This window comes from Microbacterium sp. cx-55, from assembly GCF_021117345.1.
Lineage (GTDB): Bacteria > Actinomycetota > Actinomycetes > Actinomycetales > Microbacteriaceae > Microbacterium.
In genome coordinates this window covers 1,526,980-1,539,259 of record NZ_CP088261.1, presented here as the reverse complement: position 1 = coordinate 1,539,259, position 12,280 = coordinate 1,526,980, and the positions used below count along the sequence as shown (strand labels likewise).

At 69.8% G+C, this 12,280-nt stretch carries 12 protein-coding genes; 7 read left to right on the top strand and 5 right to left on the bottom strand.

What is annotated here, in order from left to right; genetic code table 11:
* Positions 1-30: 30 nt before the first annotated feature.
* Complete coding sequence (locus LQ938_RS07200) at positions 31-1,128, bottom strand: VIT1/CCC1 transporter family protein (protein WP_223721288.1); 1,098 nt, start codon at positions 1,126-1,128, stop codon at positions 31-33.
* Positions 1,129-1,237: 109 nt separating this feature from the next.
* Positions 1,238-3,169 carry a DEAD/DEAH box helicase gene (locus LQ938_RS07195; RefSeq protein WP_223721289.1) on the bottom strand — a complete coding sequence of 644 codons (1,932 nt, stop codon included), beginning with the start codon at positions 3,167-3,169 and terminating at the stop codon, positions 1,238-1,240.
* Between the two features lie 83 nt (positions 3,170-3,252).
* On the opposite strand from LQ938_RS07195, the gene LQ938_RS07190 reads away from it, so the two are divergent.
* Positions 3,253-4,125 (top strand): SGNH/GDSL hydrolase family protein, encoded by an 873-nt coding sequence (locus LQ938_RS07190; RefSeq protein ID WP_223721290.1) that lies wholly within the window; start codon positions 3,253-3,255, stop codon positions 4,123-4,125.
* Between the two features lie 30 nt (positions 4,126-4,155).
* Here the strand turns inward: LQ938_RS07190 and LQ938_RS07185 are convergent, their stop codons facing one another.
* Positions 4,156-4,965 carry a TrmH family RNA methyltransferase gene (locus LQ938_RS07185; RefSeq protein ID WP_223721291.1) on the bottom strand — a complete coding sequence of 270 codons (810 nt, stop codon included), beginning with the start codon at positions 4,963-4,965 and terminating at the stop codon, positions 4,156-4,158.
* A gap of 201 nt (positions 4,966-5,166) precedes the next feature.
* Between LQ938_RS07185 and LQ938_RS07180 the strand changes: the two genes are divergently transcribed.
* Genes LQ938_RS07180 through LQ938_RS07165 form a run of 4 tightly spaced genes read left to right on the top strand, consistent with a single transcriptional unit; the run spans position 5,167 to position 8,956 of the window.
* A complete protein-coding gene (locus LQ938_RS07180) occupies positions 5,167-6,009 on the top strand; it encodes a Sir2 family NAD-dependent protein deacetylase (protein ID WP_223721292.1) in 843 nt (280 codons plus the stop codon).
* Between the two features lie 25 nt (positions 6,010-6,034).
* Positions 6,035-6,631 (top strand): histidine phosphatase family protein, encoded by a 597-nt coding sequence (locus tag LQ938_RS07175; protein ID WP_223721293.1) that lies wholly within the window; start codon positions 6,035-6,037, stop codon positions 6,629-6,631.
* A 40-nt stretch (positions 6,632-6,671) separates the two neighbouring features.
* Entirely contained in the window at positions 6,672-8,423 is a 1,752-nt protein-coding gene (locus LQ938_RS07170; RefSeq protein ID WP_223721294.1) for an alkaline phosphatase family protein, read from the top strand.
* Between the two features lie 59 nt (positions 8,424-8,482).
* Positions 8,483-8,956: an Lrp/AsnC family transcriptional regulator gene (locus tag LQ938_RS07165; RefSeq protein WP_223721295.1), complete on the top strand. Its 474-nt coding sequence runs from the start codon at positions 8,483-8,485 to the stop codon at positions 8,954-8,956.
* On the opposite strand, the gene LQ938_RS07160 is transcribed toward LQ938_RS07165, so the two are convergent.
* Positions 8,928-9,932 (bottom strand): EamA family transporter, encoded by a 1,005-nt coding sequence (locus LQ938_RS07160; RefSeq protein ID WP_231341364.1) that lies wholly within the window; start codon positions 9,930-9,932, stop codon positions 8,928-8,930. The genes LQ938_RS07165 and LQ938_RS07160 overlap by 29 nt on opposite strands.
* 72 nt (positions 9,933-10,004) lie before the next feature.
* Between LQ938_RS07160 and LQ938_RS07155 the strand changes: the two genes are divergently transcribed.
* Positions 10,005-10,568, top strand: a complete 564-nt coding sequence (locus LQ938_RS07155) for a CGNR zinc finger domain-containing protein (protein ID WP_223721297.1) — start codon at positions 10,005-10,007, stop codon at positions 10,566-10,568.
* Here LQ938_RS07155 and LQ938_RS07150 read toward each other — a convergent pair.
* On the bottom strand, positions 10,528-11,427 hold the full coding sequence (locus LQ938_RS07150; protein WP_223721298.1) for an alpha/beta fold hydrolase: 900 nt from the start codon (positions 11,425-11,427) through the stop codon (positions 10,528-10,530). The genes LQ938_RS07155 and LQ938_RS07150 overlap by 41 nt on opposite strands.
* A 99-nt stretch (positions 11,428-11,526) precedes the next feature.
* Here LQ938_RS07150 and LQ938_RS07145 point away from each other — a divergent pair, with 99 nt between their 5' ends.
* Entirely contained in the window at positions 11,527-12,258 is a 732-nt protein-coding gene (locus LQ938_RS07145) for an exonuclease domain-containing protein (RefSeq protein ID WP_223721299.1), read from the top strand.
* The last annotated feature ends 22 nt before the right edge of the window (positions 12,259-12,280 follow it).

The window sequence follows — 12,280 nt, the reverse complement described above, 5'->3', positions numbered from 1 at the left end:
CGGATGCCGCGGCAGAGGCGTAGGCAGCAGTCAGGCGGATCCGACGCCGAACAAGAGGCCCAGCGCGTACGTCACGGCTGCGGCGCCGAAACCGATCGCGAGCTGCCGAACGGCGCGCCGGAGCGGCGGGCCGCCCGACAGCAGACCGACCGTGGCGCCGGTCCCGAGCAACGCGATGCCGACGAGCGCCAGAGCCAGGAGCACGGCGGGCGTCTCCGCCATGCCGAAGATCCACGGCAGCACGGGGATGATGGCGCCGGAGGCGAAGAAGAGGAAGCTCGACAACGCCGCTCCCCACGCACCGCCGATGGTCTCGTGCGCGTCGGTCGCCTCGGTCGGCAGGCGATAGGGCGTTCCCCGCTCGGCCGCCTGCGCCACCTCCACGACGTGCCGGGCGCGCGCACCGGCTTCTTCCTCGCTCAGCCCCCGCGCACGGTAGACCAGCGCGAGCTCGTTCGCGTCCAGGTCGAGGTCGGGCAGCACCGCATCCGCATCGTTATTCGGCTCCGTAGCCGCCAACAGCTCGCGCTGCGATCGCACCGAGACGAACTCCCCCGCCCCCATCGACAGTGCTCCCGCCAGCAAGCCGGCGATCCCGCTGAAGAGCACGAACTGCGCGCCGACGCCGGTGGCACCGATGCCCATGACGAGTGCCAGGTTCGACACGAGCCCGTCGTTGGCGCCGAAGACCGCGGCACGGAAGGTGCCCGACAACCGCCGCCGCCCTCGCGCGGCGAGCCCGCGCACGACCTCCGCGTGGATCTTCTCATCCGCGCGCATCGCCGGCGTCGCGTACGGATCGTCGTCGTAGGGCGAACGCCCCTCGGCATTCTGCGCGAGCGCGAGGACGAAGATCGAGCCGAACCGCTCGGCCATCCAACCGAGCAGGCGCGTCCCCGTCGAGGAACGGGGCAGCGAACGGGGCTCGCCGCCGAGCAGGTCCAGCCAGTGCTGCTCGTGACGGCCTTCCGCCGCCGCAAGCGCCAGCAGGATCTCCCGCTCTTCCCCCGCTCGCCGACCGGCGAGGTTGCGGTACACGGTCGCCTCCGCGCGCTCGTTGACGAGATAGCGGGCCCAGCGCCGACGGACGCGCGCAGACGGTGTCGCCGGCAGGACGGGTTCTGACATGGGATTCCTTCCCGTGCGCACGGGTGCCGCGATCGAGGAAAGGCCGCGACGTGCTCGAGGCTAGCGACCTGCCGCATCGCGCGTGGTTCGGCGAACCGAACTCGAGCGATCAGGCGCGAACGCGAGCACGCAGGAGGTTGATGCGCGCCTGCAGCTGAGCGACGGTCGCGTTCGACACCGCGGGGCCTCCGCACACTCGCCGCAACTCCGCGTGCACCTGCCCGTGCGCCTCCCCGGACTGTCGTGCGTACAGACCGACCAGGCTGTTCAGCAGCTGGCGCTGCTCTTTCAACGTGCGGTGCAGCGGAGCCGGGATGTCTGCATCCGATGGCGTGCGTTCGGGATCGGCTTCCTCGCGGGCCTCCCGCGCCTGCCGGTGCCGCCCTTGCCGCGCCTGACGTTGCATCAACAGCTCGTGCACGTGCTCGGGCTCCAGCAAGCCGGGAAGCCCGAGGAACTCCTCCTCCTCCGGCGTTCCGGGCACGGCGAGCTGCCCGAACTCCTTGCCGTCGAACAGGACCCGATCGAAGTGCGCGTGCGCGTCGAGCGCCTGATAGCTGCCCTCCTCCAGAAGCGAATCGGACGCCTTGTCTTCGCGCTCCGCCGCGTTCATCGCGTCTTCTTCGGCGTCCCACATGTCTTCCGCGTCGCTGTCGCGGTCGAGGGCGTGGTCGCGCTGCGCTTCCATCTCGTTCGCGAGCGCGAGCAGCTGCGGAACGTTCGGCAGGAACACGGTCGCCGTCTCGCCGCGGCGCCGGGCCCGCACGAAGCGGCCGATGGCCTGGGCGAAGAACAGCGGGGTCGAGGCCGAGGTCGCGTAGACCCCGACGGCCAGGCGCGGCACGTCGACACCCTCCGACACCATCCGGACCGCGACCATCCAACGGGACTCGGAGTTCGCGAACGTCTCGATGCGCCCCGACGCTTCCGCTTCGTCCGAGAGGACGACCGTCGGCGGCTCGCCGGAGATCTCGTGGAGGATCGCGGCGTACGCGCGGGCAGCGGTCTGATCGGTCGCGATGACGAGCCCGCCCGCATCCGGCACCGTCGCGCGCACCTCGGACAGGCGTCGATCTGCGGATCGGAGCACCGCCGACATCCACTCGCCGTCGGGATTGAGCGCGGTACGCCAGGCCTGCGAGGTGATGTCTTTCGTGTTGTCCTGCCCGAGCTGAGCCTCCATCTCGTCGCCGGTCTTCGTGCGCCAGCGCATATGGCCGGCGTAGACCATGAAGAGCACGGGGCGCACGACGCCGTCTTCGAGCGCGCGCCGATAGCTGTAGGCGTAGTCGGTGCGCGACACCCGGATCCCGTGCTGATCCGGGTGGTACTCGACGAACGGGATGGGGGCCGTGTCGGATCGGAACGGCGTCCCCGACAGCAGCAGCCGTCGCGTCGCCCGGGCGTACGACTCACGGAGGGAATCGCCCCAGCTCAGCGCGTCGCCGCCGTGATGCACCTCGTCGAGGATCACGAGCGTGCGCTTGTCCATGATGAGCGCCTGATGGACGGATGCCTTCACGGCGACCTGCGCGTAGGTCACCGCGACGCCGTGATATTGGCGGGACGGCATCGCGTGCCGGTTACTGAAGTTCGGGTCGAGTCGGATCCCGACCCGGGCCGCCGCATCCGCCCACTGGGTCTTCAGGTGCTCCGTGGGCGCGACGACGACAAGGCGGTCCACGACACCGCGTCGCATCTGCTCGCTCGCCAGACGCAACGCGAAGGTCGTCTTCCCGGCGCCGGGGGTCGCCGCGGCGAGGAAGTCCCGAGGGCCCTTGCCCGGACCGTCCGGCCCGTCCAGCGAGAAGTACAGGTCGAGCGCCTCCGCCTGCCACGCACGCAGTCGCTGGGCCGTTCCCCACGGCGCGCGCTGCGGGTAGGTGGGCGACAGATGCTCTGCCGCGAAGCTTCCGATATGACCGCCGTCGGGTTCCGTCGATGCGTCCGCGTGGGCACCGAAAAGCTCGTCTTCGCTCACGAGATCACCTCCGCTCCGCTCTCGATCGCGACTGTCAACGATAGGCGACGCCGCCGACATCGCGGCGCGATGGTGCCGCGTTAGGCTGACGACGTGGTGACGCGATGACTCTTGAACCGAACGCCCCTGACGACACTTCCGCGATGACCAGCGCCGCGCCGGACCCGACCGATCTTCCCGTGGCCGCAGCCCTCCCGGCCGAGAACCCGAGCACGCACCCCTGGCGGCGATTCGTGGCCATCGGCGACAGCTTCACGGAAGGGATCGGCGATCCCTCCCCCGAATCCCCCGGCGGTAACCGCGGGTGGGCGGACCGCGTGGCAGAAGTCCTCGCCGGCGCCGTACCCAACTTCGCGTACGCCAACCTCGCCGTGCGCGGAAAGCTGATCGCGCAGATCATCGCCGACCAGATCGAACCCGCGCTCGCCCTGCAGCCCGACCTGATCACGATCTGCGCCGGCGGCAACGACGTCATCCGCCCCGGCACCGATCCCGACGAGATCAGCGCGCAGTTCGAAGACGCGGTCATCCGCCTGACGTCCTCCGGCGCGACCGTCGTGGTCTTCACCGGCATCGACACCGACTTCTCCCCCGTGCTCCGGACGTTCCGCGGCAAGGTCGCGATCTACAACGAGAACGTCCGTGCGATCGCGGAGCGCTACGACTGCATCGTGGCCGATCAGTGGGCCCTGAAAGAGGTGCAGGACGGCCGGTTCTTCGCGAACGACCGCCTCCACTTCAACACGTTGGGCCACCACGAGGTCGCCCGCATGGTGCTGCGGGCACTGAACGTGCCGAACGACCTCACCCCCATGCAGCCCGAGCCGATTCCTCGACTCACCTGGCGTTCCGCGCGGAGCGGCGACCTGGTGTGGGCACGCACGCATTTCGTACCGTGGGTGCTGCGGCGCCTGCGCAATCAGTCCTCCGGCGACACCGTCAGCGCGAAACGCCCCGAGGCGTTGGCGATGTACGCCGTGCCGCAGACGGATGCGGAACGCGGAACGAGCGACTGACCACAGCTCACCGGGGCGCCCGGGTCGCGGTCAGCGCGGCGGGTGGGCGAGTGCCCACAGCGCGACGGAGCTCGCCGCGGCCACGTTCAGGGAGTCGACGCCACCGGCCATCGGAATCGTGACGACCGAATCGGCCGCGCGAAGGGCGGCTCGACTGAGTCCGTCACCCTCGGAGCCGAGAAGAAGTGCGACGCGCTCCGGGCGGTCCGCCGCGAACACGTGCAGGTCGGTCGCCCCGTCCGCGAGGGCCAGAGCGGCGACGTGCACTCCGGCCTCATCGAGCAGACGGCGGGCCGCCGGCCACGCCGGAAGGCGGGTCCACGGCACTTGGAACACGGTGCCCATGCTCACCCGAACGCTCCGCCGGTACAGCGGATCGGCGCACCGTTCGGTGACGAGGACCGCATCCGCCCCGAGGCCGGCGGCCGCGCGGAACGCGGCGCCGACGTTCGTGTGGTCCACGATGTCTTCGAGGATGACGACGGTGCGGGCTCCGCGGAGCACCTCGGCCGGGTCGGGAAGCTCGGGCCGGTGCATCGCCGCGAGTGCCCCGCGGTGCACCGCGTATCCTGTGATCTGCTCAGCGGTCGCCGAGTCCGTCACGTAGACCGGCACGTCCCGTTCGCCGAGGATCGCCGCGATGTCGTCGACCCATTTGTCTTGCACGAGCACGGAGCGCGGAACGTGACCGGCGCGCAGGGCTCGCTCGATGACCTTCGCGGACTCGGCGATGTAGAGGCCGCCGGCCGGTTCCAGCACGCGCCGAAGCGCCACATCGGTGAGGTTCCGGTAGTCGCCGAGGCGTGCGTCATCCGCATCCGCCACCTTCTCTATCCGCATCCGTCCTCCACCCGCCCGTCGCCCTCACCCCGCGCCGCCGACCGCGAAACGGGATCTTCGCGCCGAGACAGTGGGGTCACCCCGCGGTCTCGGCGCGAAGATCCAGTCTCGCGGATGGAGAGGGGGATCTGCGCCCGCGCGACGAAACCTGCGCGTAAACCAGCGGGCGTAGGCTCAGGTGCAGGAGGTACTGTGCCAGTCGTGACGGATGGGGATGCTGCCACGGTGGCGCAGGTCGGACGAGCGATCGACGCGCTCGCCGGGCGCCGAGTAGCGGTGCTGACAGGTGCGGGGGTGTCCACCGACTCGGGCATTCCGGACTACCGGGGGCAGGGCGCTCCGGTGCGCACCCCGATGACGGTGCAGGAGTTCCTCTCCAGCGAACTGGCTCGCCGCCGCTACTGGGTCGGGAGCCACCTGGGCTGGCGCCGGTTCGCCGCCGCCGCCCCCAACGACGGGCACCGCGCGCTCGCACGCCTCGAACTCGACGGCGTCACCACGGGCGTCATCACCCAGAACGTCGACGGGCTGCACGTGCGGGCAGGAAGCCGGCGCGTCGTCGAACTCCACGGCACGATGCGCCGGGTCGGATGCCTGCAGTGCGGTCAGGTCTTCGACCGCCGCGATCTGGCGGCTCGCGTCGAGGCCGACAACCCGTGGCTGAATGCGGATGCGGACCTCCCCCTCGGCCCCGACGGCGACGTGACGCCCGAGAGCGCAGAAGGCTTCCGCATCCCGGACTGCAGCGTCTGCGGCGGCGTGCTGAAGCCCGATGTCGTGTTCTTCGGCGAGTTCATCCCGGCCGAGAAGTTCCGGGAGGCCGAGCAGCTGGTGCAGACCAGCGACGCCCTGCTCGTCGCCGGTTCGTCCCTCGTGGTGAACTCCGGGATCCGGCTCGTCGAGCGGGCTCGACGGCGCAAGCTTCCGGTCGTGATCATCAACCGCGGGGAGACCCGCGTCGACGCGCGAGCTATCGTGAAAGTCGATGCCGGCACCAGCGAGGTGCTCACGGCTCTTGCGGATGCGCTTCCCTCGCTCCGCTGACGATCTCTCCACGAAGAGCAGGACTGTGACCCGACTCATCCTCGTCCGCCACGGCGAAACCGACTGGAATCGCGCGCGCCGCATCCAGGGATCGACCGATATCCCCCTCAACGACACCGGCCGCGCGCAGGCGCGTGACACAGCGCTGCGTCTTCGCGACGAGGTCGATCCCGAGACCGTCCGTCTGGTCTCCAGCGACCTCTCCCGCGCTCGGGAGACGGCCGAGATCATCGGTGCAGAACTCGGTCTCGGTGGCCCGCGCACCTATCCCGAACTCCGCGAACGCGGCTACGGGGACGCCGAGGGCGAGACCGACGTGGTCTTCGCCGAGCGCTGGGGGCCGTGGCCGACGGCGCAGGTTCCGAACGCGGAGTCGCGCGAGGACGTGCGCGCCCGCGCCCTCCGCGGCCTGACCCGGGTCGTGAGCGACATCCGGTCGGAGTCCGCTCCCGGCGAGTCGACGGTCATCGTCGTCGCCCACGGCGCCCTGATCCGAGAGGTCATCGGACACGCGAGCGAAGACGCGTTCCCCATCCCGGGCGAGCGGCTGGCGAACGGTTCCGTGCACCACCTCCGATGGGAGGGCGACCGCATCCGGTTGTTGTCGTACGCCGCCGGGTGATCCGCCGGTCCTCTCTCCCGGTGCACTACTGTCGGGTGGCATGACGCCGCGTTCCCCCTCGCGCCCCGAACGCGACCGCACATCGTCGCGCCGAGAATTCCTCCGGGTGGGCGGACTGACCCTCGGCGGACTCGCCCTCGGCGGCGGCGCGGGCGCGGCGGCATGGGCGGTGACGGATGCGGCTCGCCGCCCGACGAGCGAGCAGGTTCCGGGGTTCGCGCACGTCGTCGTGCTGATGGGCGAGAACCGCTCGTTCGACAATCTGCTGGGCCACCTGTACACGCCCGCGAATCTGCCGGCCGGCGACACGTTCGAGGGGCTCGCATTCGGCGATCACTCCAACACCGCACCGGATGGCCGCGTGGTTCCCGCCCACATCTACACCGGCAGCACGGACGACATCATGTGCGCCCCGGAGCCAGATCCCGGCGAAACCTACCCGCACGTGAACACGCAGCTGTTCGGCACGGTCGATCCGCCCTCGAACGAAACCGACTGGTCGCACGGACTGCGTTCGCCGTACAACGCGCCTCCGGCCGGTGCGACTCCGACGATGGGCGGGTTCGTGCGGGATTACATCGCCAACTTCCGGCGCACGAGCCACGGCCGGGAGCCCGACCCCGATCGTGCGGACGTCATCATGGGCGGCTTCGCGCCCGCGATGCTCCCCGTACTCTCGACGCTCGCGAAGGAGTTCGCGGTCTTCGATCACTGGCACAGCGCCGTGCCCAGCCAGACCTACTGCAACCGCTCCTTCTTCCACGCCTCGACGTCGCACGGGTTCGTGACCAACCGCGGCGATGGCGGTTACGAGAAGTGGCTGGACGCTCCCGACACCCCGACGATCTTCAACCGACTGAACGACGCCGGAGTGAGCTGGAAGATCTACTTCGACGAGCAGCAGCTCATCTCCCTCACCGGCGTCATGCACGCGCCCGCGCTCGAGGAGTTCTGGCGCACCGACCACTTCGCGTACATGGATGAGTTCTTCGCGGATGCGGCGAACGGAGCGCTGCCCGCGTACGCGTTCATCGAGCCCCGCATGGTCTACAACCACAATGACTTCCACCCGCCGTTCGGCGTGCTGCGCGACAGCGAGGTCGACGGTGTTCCGGTCTTCGACTCGGCGGTGTCCGACGTCCGCGCCGGTGAGGCACTCGTCGCCCGCGTCTACGACGCGGTGCGGACGGCCGACTCCCCCACCGGGTCGCACGCCCTGAACACCCTGCTCCTGCTGACGTTCGACGAGCACGGCGGTACCTACGATCACGTTCCGCCGCCCGCGGCCGTTCCGCCGCATCCGGACTCGTCCGACGGCGAGATGGGGTTCGGATTCGATCGCCTCGGTCCGCGCGTTCCCGCGATCGCGGTGTCCGCATACACGAAGGCGGGCACGATCATCCACGACGAACGGCACCACGGCGCGGTCATCGCCACCCTGAGTGCCCTGCACGGTCTCGAGCCGCTGACCGATCGTGATCGCGATGCGAAGACCCTCTTCGACGTCACCAATCTGACCGAGCCGCGGCCGGCGTCCACCTGGCCGACCGTCTCGCCTGCCTACGTTCCGCCCCTTCTGAACGAGGACGAGGTCGCCGAGTTGAAGTCCTCGACGAAGCCTCTGACGTCGCCCGCGAAGGGACTCCTCGGGCTGCTCCTGGCCAAGTACGGCGAGCCGGGGCATCCGGAGCCGGAGACGTACCAGGACGCGTTCGACATCCTCACGGCGCACGGTCTGGGTCTCTTCACGACGGGCGGAAGCACGCCGTCGCCGTCCCCGACCGGCACCTGAGATCGCCGCTGCGCATTCTGCTCGATCACGCCGCGCCGGGACTGCTAACGTCAAGCATTATGTCGAACCTGGACCGCATCGATCTGGAGTTGCTGGGCGCCCTCGCGGAGGACCACCGCGCGACCGTGGTCGCCCTCTCCGACCGGCTCGGTCTTTCTCGCAACACGGTGCAGGCGCGCATGAGCCGTCTCGACCGCACCGGTGCGTTCCTCAGCTATCAGCGTGCGATCTCGTCGCAGGCGCTCGGCTTTCCGATCGAGGCGTACATCAGTGTGGTCGTGCGGCAGCACGAGCTCCCGCGTATCCGCGAGCATCTCGCGCTCGTCCCCGAGGTCGTCCAGGCGCACGGTCTGAGCGGCGCGGTCGATCTTCTCGTGCGCGTGGCGTGCCGAGATGCGCAGCATCTGTTCGACACCGACGCCCGCATCCTCTCGATCGACGGCGTCGAACGCACCGAGACGTCGCTCGTGATGGACGAGGTGATCCCCTACCGGATCGTCCCGCTCATGGAACTGGCACGACCGGAACGCTAGCGGCCTCACCGCGCGGTTCGGCGGCCCCGTTGCGGTCTCGTCGCACGAGCACGACGCCGCCCACGATCAGCACTCCGCCGACGATCTGCCAGATCCCGGGCGTCTCGCCCAGGAGCAGCCAGGCAAAACCGAGAGCGAACAGCACTTCGGACAGACCGACGAAGGAGGCGACGCGCGAGCCGAGAAGCGGCACCGCCTTCACGCCGAGCGCGTAGCCCAGCGTGGTCGCGATGCAACCGACCCACAGGATCGGCAGGAGAGCCGGAAGCTCGATGCCGCCGAGTTCGACGCCGACCAGGGGCATCGCGAACGGCAGGATGCCGACGAGGCACAGAACGGCCATCAGGACGGCGCCGACGACCAGGCCGCCCGCAGCCAGCGCAAGCGGCGGGAGGTCTTCTCCGGCGCGCTCGGAGAGCAGGAAGTAGGCCCCGACGCAGCACGCGGCGAGAAGCGCGAAGCCGGTGCCGAGCAGGTCGAAGCGCGCACCGGAGATGTCGACGACGAGCACCAGGCCGACGAGCGCCATGATCGACCCCGCGATCACGGTGCGGGACGGGGCACGGCGGGTGCGCGCCCACGCGAGCAGAACCAGCAGGACAGGTGCCAAGTACTGGATGAGCAGAGCGACGGCGACCGGCATCCGCTGCATGGCGGCGAAGTAGAACAACTGGCATCCGGCGACGGCGGTCAGACCGAACCCGACGATCAGTCGGCCCTCGCGGCGGAGCAGGCCGGGCCGGCGGTGCACGGCCATGACGAGGGCCGGCGAGAGCACCAGAGCGGCCAGACCCATGCGGATGAGGAGCGCTGCGCCGAGCGTCCACCCCGCCTCCAGGAGCGGCTTGACGAGCGGCCCGCTCGACGAGAACGCGAGGGCCGACGTGAGCCCGATCATGAGTCCGGCCGCGCGTGGCGCACCGGAGGGGCGCGAGGAATCGCCGATGATCGGTGTGGACGCCGTCGATATCGCCATCGGCTCGCCGCCTGTCATGAGTGAAGTGGGGTTACGCTTGTGACACTAGCGATCACCCTGTCAGGAGTCAAGATGGTTTTCATCCATGACACTCAGTTGGCGCTCGCCGCTGCCGTCGACCTGGTCAACACCCTGCCGGTCACGTCCTCCGAGGGCCACGACGGGCTCGTCGACATAGCCGATCTAAACCGGTTCCTCGACGAGCGCGTGTACACCGGGCGACTGCAGCGAGACGCCGAAGAACTCGCGGCGCTCCGCGCCATCCGCCCTCGCCTGCAGGGACTCTGGGGCGTCCGCCGCGACGACGCCGTGCCGCTCGTGAACGCCATGCTCCGCGATGCCCGCGCGCTCCCCCAACTCGTCTCGCACGCGGGCTACGAGCAGTGGCACATCCACGCGGCGGAGGACGACGAGCAGCTCTCGACCCGCATCCTCGTCGAAACCGCCATGGCCTTCATCGACGTCATTCGCGCGGACGAGTACGACCGCGTCCGCGTCTGTTCGGCGGACGATTGCCGCTCGGTCTACATCGACTACTCGCGGAACAAGTCCAAGCGCTACTGCGACACCGGCAACTGCGGCAATCGGATGAACGTCAACGCGTACCGGCGTCGGAAAGCGGAAGAAACCGCCTGATCGCGTCCGCGGCGGCACGCGGGGTCTCGTAGTGGATGAGATGCCCGACATCGGGGATCTCCACGAGCTCCGCGTCGGCGAACATGCGCGCCAGGCGCCGTTCCGCCTCGATCGGGGTGATGTCGTCGCGCTCTGCCGCGACGAGGAGGACGGGCACGTGGATGCGCGGCGCCGATGCCCGCACATCGTTCGACACCGAGGCGACGAAGGCCTGCAGCAGCACATCGCGATCCGCGAACCGCGAGAAGTACGTGTCGTGCTGGTCGTGGATGAAGCGCCGCAGCGTACGGTCGTGCGTCTTCGCCATCGACACGCTCATGACCCGCACGATGACCCGACTGCGCAGCACGGCGTCACCGATCCGGCGCGGAAGCCGCGCCGCCGCGCGGTAGTAGAACACCGCGAGCCGGGTCAGGACGCCGCGGGGCCCCTCGAGAGCCGGCGCCCCGATCGGGTTCACGAGGATGAGGCGGGGCGTCGGCAACCCGTCGGCCACGGCCGCCGCGGCCACGATCGACCCGAACGAGTGCCCGAGCACCACGGCACCCGGAGCGACCGCCGCCGAGAACTCGGCGAGCCACGCGGCGTAGGTCGCGATGTCATGCTGCCGTCCCGGAAGCGCCGGGCTCTCCCCGAAACCGGGGAGGTCGGGCGAGATGATCCGCAGCCCCGGGAGGTACGCGATGACCGGCTCGAGACCGTGATGCTCACCGCGGAATCCGTGGACGACGAGCAGCGTCGTCTCCGCATCCGCGTCGCCGTAGACCCAGTAGACGGTCTGACCGCCGAGAACCGTGCGCGTGTGACGCGCAACGGAGATCGCCGCGAGCAGATCGGCGTACGGATGCGGAACTGTCACCACCCGAGTCTACGAGTCACGCCCTGCTCCCGAGCGAACCCGGGAGTGGGGCGGCGTGCCCGTCGGGGCGTGTCGGCGGCCTCGCGTACCGTGAGCGGCATGAACCCGTGGCCGGCCGAGACCCTTCCGCTTTTCGACAGGCCGGAGTGGGCGCAACGCATCGGCGTCTTCGATCTGGAGACCACCGGGATCGACACCGTGAACGATCGGATCGTCACCGCGCACGTCGGGGTCCTGGACTCCGACGGCCACGTCTGCGAGGCCCACGCGTGGGCGGCCGATCCGGGGATCGAGATCCCGGCCGGGGCGACCGCGGTGCACGGCATTACGACCGAGCGGGCACGGGCGGACGGGCGCCCCGCCGCCGAGGTGGTCGGTGAGATCCTCGACGCTCTCCGTGATCTCTTCGCACGCGGCATCGCCGTCGTCGCCTACAACGCACCCTTCGACTTCTCGATGCTCAAGCACGAGGCGCTCCGCTACGGCCACGCGCCGATCGTGGCACCCACGCCCGTCATCGACCCGCTCGTGCTCGACAAAGCCGTCGATCGCTACCGCCGCGGCAAGCGCACGCTCGGCGTCGTCGCCGAGCACTACGCGGTGCCGCTCCTCGGCGCACACGACGCGGCCGCGGACGCCATCGCCGCGGGCCGCATCGCGCAGGCTCTCGCCGATCGTTTCGGGTATCGCCTGCCCGCCGACGGCGTCGAACTCCATACCCAGCAGATCGGCTGGGCGCGCGAACAGGCCGAGAGCCTCACCGAGTACTTCGTGCGCATTGGGCGCATCGATCCGGACGACACGGTCGACGGCCGGTGGCCGATCCGCTGATCACACGCAGCCGGAACGACGG

Excerpts from the sequence above, each read along its gene's own strand:
- LQ938_RS07200 (WP_223721288.1), bottom strand. The coding sequence starts at position 1,128 with ATGTCAGAACCCGTCCTGCCGGCGACACCGTCTGCGCGCGTCCGTCGG.
- LQ938_RS07195 (WP_223721289.1), bottom strand. The coding sequence starts at position 3,169 with ATGTCGGCGGCGTCGCCTATCGTTGACAGTCGCGATCGAGAGCGGAGC.
- LQ938_RS07190 (WP_223721290.1), top strand. The coding sequence starts at position 3,253 with ATGACCAGCGCCGCGCCGGACCCGACCGATCTTCCCGTGGCCGCAGCC.
- LQ938_RS07185 (WP_223721291.1), bottom strand. The coding sequence starts at position 4,965 with ATGCGGATAGAGAAGGTGGCGGATGCGGATGACGCACGCCTCGGCGAC.
- LQ938_RS07170 (WP_223721294.1), top strand. The coding sequence starts at position 6,672 with ATGACGCCGCGTTCCCCCTCGCGCCCCGAACGCGACCGCACATCGTCG.
- LQ938_RS07165 (WP_223721295.1), top strand. The coding sequence starts at position 8,483 with ATGTCGAACCTGGACCGCATCGATCTGGAGTTGCTGGGCGCCCTCGCG.
- LQ938_RS07160 (WP_231341364.1), bottom strand. The coding sequence starts at position 9,932 with ATGGCGATATCGACGGCGTCCACACCGATCATCGGCGATTCCTCGCGC.
- LQ938_RS07155 (WP_223721297.1), top strand. The coding sequence starts at position 10,005 with ATGGTTTTCATCCATGACACTCAGTTGGCGCTCGCCGCTGCCGTCGAC.
- LQ938_RS07145 (WP_223721299.1), top strand. The coding sequence starts at position 11,527 with ATGAACCCGTGGCCGGCCGAGACCCTTCCGCTTTTCGACAGGCCGGAG.